The organism is Allobosea sp. RCC_152_1 (genome assembly GCF_041360765.1).
GTDB lineage: Bacteria > Pseudomonadota > Alphaproteobacteria > Rhizobiales > Beijerinckiaceae > Allobosea > Allobosea spartocytisi.
In genome coordinates, this window is the sequence record NZ_JBFUPU010000018.1 from 2,501 (window position 1) to 5,893 (window position 3,393).

The 3,393-nt window shown below is 54.6% G+C and carries 2 tRNA genes and 2 rRNA genes (1 of these 4 running past the window's edge); all 4 read right to left on the reverse strand.

The features are described from left to right. Positions 1-937, reverse strand: a 23S ribosomal RNA gene (locus tag AB6806_RS28895); it reaches 1,869 nt to the left of the window's first position. A 219-nt stretch (positions 938-1,156) separates the two neighbouring features. After that, positions 1,157-1,232, reverse strand: a tRNA-Ala gene (locus tag AB6806_RS28900). 44 nt (positions 1,233-1,276) lie between these two features. Then, a tRNA-Ile gene (locus AB6806_RS28905) sits at positions 1,277-1,353 on the reverse strand. 211 nt (positions 1,354-1,564) lie between these two features. Beyond that, positions 1,565-3,051 (reverse strand): 16S ribosomal RNA (locus tag AB6806_RS28910). Together the 16S and 23S rRNA genes with 2 tRNA genes alongside form the textbook arrangement of a ribosomal RNA operon. Between the last annotated feature and the right edge of the window lie 342 nt (positions 3,052-3,393).

Below are 3,393 nucleotides of genomic sequence, written 5' to 3' on the forward strand. Positions count from 1 at the left end.
CGGTAAGCACCCCTCACCCATCCAGTGCTCTACCCCCCGGAGTATTCACACGAGGCGCTACCTAAATAGCTTTCGCGGAGAACCAGCTATTTCCGAGTTTGATTGGCCTTTCACCCCTAGCCACAAGTCATCCGAGACTTTTTCAACAGGCACCGGTTCGGTCCTCCAGTAAGTGTTACCTTACCTTCAACCTGCTCATGGCTAGATCACCCGGTTTCGGGTCTAATCCGACGAACTGAACGCCCTGTTCAGACTCGCTTTCGCTACGCCTACACCTAACGGCTTAAGCTTGCTCGCCAGACTAAGTCGCTGACCCATTATACAAAAGGTACGCGGTCACCCAGGACGAACCTTGAGCTCCCACTGTTTGTAAGCATTCGGTTTCAGGTGCTATTTCACTCCCCTCGTCGGGGTGCTTTTCACCTTTCCCTCACGGTACTTGTTCACTATCGGTCGCTGAGGAGTACTTAGGCTTGGAGGGTGGTCCCCCCACGTTCAGACAGGATTTCACGTGTCCCGCCTTACTCATGTCCCAACTGTTCGCAGATCCGTACGGGGCTATCACCCATTATTGCGTGGTTTCCCAACCACTTCCGGTAACTTACAGTCAGGCACTGGCCTGGTCCGCGTTCGCTCGCCACTACTAACGGAGTCTCGTTGATGTCCTTTCCTCCAGGTACTTAGATGTTTCAGTTCCCTGGGTTAGCTTTGAACCCCTATGTATTCAGAGTTCAATACCTTCTCTTGATCTCTGTTAGCCCAAGAACAAGCTTAAAGCCTGCCCTTAGAATAACAGAGATCGAAGGTGGGTTTCCCCATTCGGAAATCCGCGGATCAAAGCTCATTCGCAGCTCCCCACGGCTTATCGCAGCGTATCACGTCCTTCATCGCCTCTCAGCGCCAAGGCATCCACCGAATGCTCTTAAGGCACTTGATCGTTCTCATGATCGATGTCCGCGAGATCAACTCGCAAAGACATATGATCAGAAAGACCATTTATGCTTGCCGAATATACCCGATTTAACGAAGCCGATGGTGTCGGACATTCGCACGCTGCAGGATGAGCAGCTCTCGAATATATTCCCTCTTCACAATGACAAACAGCAGCGTCACCCGTCGTTTCCGACGAGGACGAAACTTGAAGACTTTCCGGATTTGGTGGAGCCAGACGGGATCGAACCGACGACCTGAAGCTTGCAAAGCTACCGCTCTCCCAACTGAGCTATGGCCCCGGGAGGTAACGGACGCAATCGAAAGCAAGGACACGTTCGATGACTGGTGGGCCTGGGAGGATTTGAACCTCCGACCTCACGCTTATCAAGCGCGCGCTCTAACCAACTGAGCTACAGGCCCAAGGCAAGACCGATCACAGATCAGCCGGCCAAAGCCTGGCTTGGCCCAGAATACGCGGAGACAAGCCCTATGCTTATCGATCCAGCGTATTCGCCCGGAAAGAGAAAGAGAAACGAAGACGGCGAAGTTCCGCATGTCGGGACCTGATCTGGTCCCTTTGTTCTGAAGAGAGGTCGATACGAGGCAAGCCTCGTGAAGTCCTCTACCTTAGAAAGGAGGTGATCCAGCCGCAGGTTCCCCTACGGCTACCTTGTTACGACTTCACCCCAGTCGCTGAGCCTACCGTGGTCGCCTGCCTCCTTGCGGTTAGCGCGACGCCTTCGGGTAAACCCAACTCCCATGGTGTGACGGGCGGTGTGTACAAGGCCCGGGAACGTATTCACCGTGGCATGCTGATCCACGATTACTAGCGATTCCACCTTCATGCACTCGAGTTGCAGAGTGCAATCTGAACTGAGACGGCTTTTTGGGATTAGCTCGAGGTCGCCCTTTCGCTGCCCATTGTCACCGCCATTGTAGCACGTGTGTAGCCCAGCCTGTAAGGGCCATGAGGACTTGACGTCATCCCCACCTTCCTCGCGGCTTATCACCGGCAGTCCCCCTAGAGTTCCCAACTGAATGATGGCAACTAGGGGCGAGGGTTGCGCTCGTTGCGGGACTTAACCCAACATCTCACGACACGAGCTGACGACAGCCATGCAGCACCTGTGTTCCGGCCAGCCGAACTGAAGAAAGGCATCTCTGCCGATCAAACCGGACATGTCAAAAGCTGGTAAGGTTCTGCGCGTTGCTTCGAATTAAACCACATGCTCCACCGCTTGTGCGGGCCCCCGTCAATTCCTTTGAGTTTTAATCTTGCGACCGTACTCCCCAGGCGGAATGCTTAAAGCGTTAGCTGCGCCACTGAAGAGCAAGCTCCCCAACGGCTGGCATTCATCGTTTACGGCGTGGACTACCAGGGTATCTAATCCTGTTTGCTCCCCACGCTTTCGCGCCTCAGCGTCAGTTTCGGACCAGTTGGCCGCCTTCGCCACTGGTGTTCTTGCGAATATCTACGAATTTCACCTCTACACTCGCAGTTCCACCAACCTCTTCCGAACTCAAGACTCCCAGTATCGAAGGCAATTCCAGGGTTGAGCCCTGGGCTTTCACCCCCGACTTAAGAGTCCGCCTACGCGCCCTTTACGCCCAGTGATTCCGAGCAACGCTAGCCCCCTTCGTATTACCGCGGCTGCTGGCACGAAGTTAGCCGGGGCTTATTCTTCCGGTACAGTCATTATCTTCCCGGACAAAAGAGCTTTACAACCCTAAGGCCTTCATCACTCACGCGGCATGGCTGGATCAGGCTTGCGCCCATTGTCCAATATTCCCCACTGCTGCCTCCCGTAGGAGTTTGGGCCGTGTCTCAGTCCCAATGTGGCTGATCATCCTCTCAGACCAGCTACTGATCGTCGCCTTGGTGAGCCATTACCTCACCAACTAGCTAATCAGACGCGGGCCGATCTATCGGCGATAAATCTTTCCCCCGAAGGGCGTATCCGGTATTAGTCCAAGTTTCCCTGAATTATTCCGAACCGAAAGGTACGTTCCCACGTGTTACTCACCCGTCTGCCACTAGCACCGAAGTGCCCGTTCGACTTGCATGTGTTAAGCCTGCCGCCAGCGTTCGCTCTGAGCCAGGATCAAACTCTCAGATTGGATGAGATTTTGTTCCGGCATCGCACTGCGTATTGACGGAGCCATTACTTGACCTGCCAAGCTTTCGCTCAACAAACCAGGCAAATGGTTCTTGTTAAAACGCAGCACACCGAAGTCTCGTTCGATCCAGGCCGTAGCCCGGATCCGCAAGAACCCCGCCGTCCACGTTTCTCTTTCTATCTTCAATTTTCAAACAGCGGCAGCTTCTACAAAACCGACAGAACTTCACCCGGCGAACCGGCCTCAGCCCCAGCGTCCTTAGGAAGCGCAGAAGAGGCGCCGCTCAGCGGCGGCGCCGTCTCGATGGGCGGTTTATAGGCGGGACCCCCGAGACATGTCAAC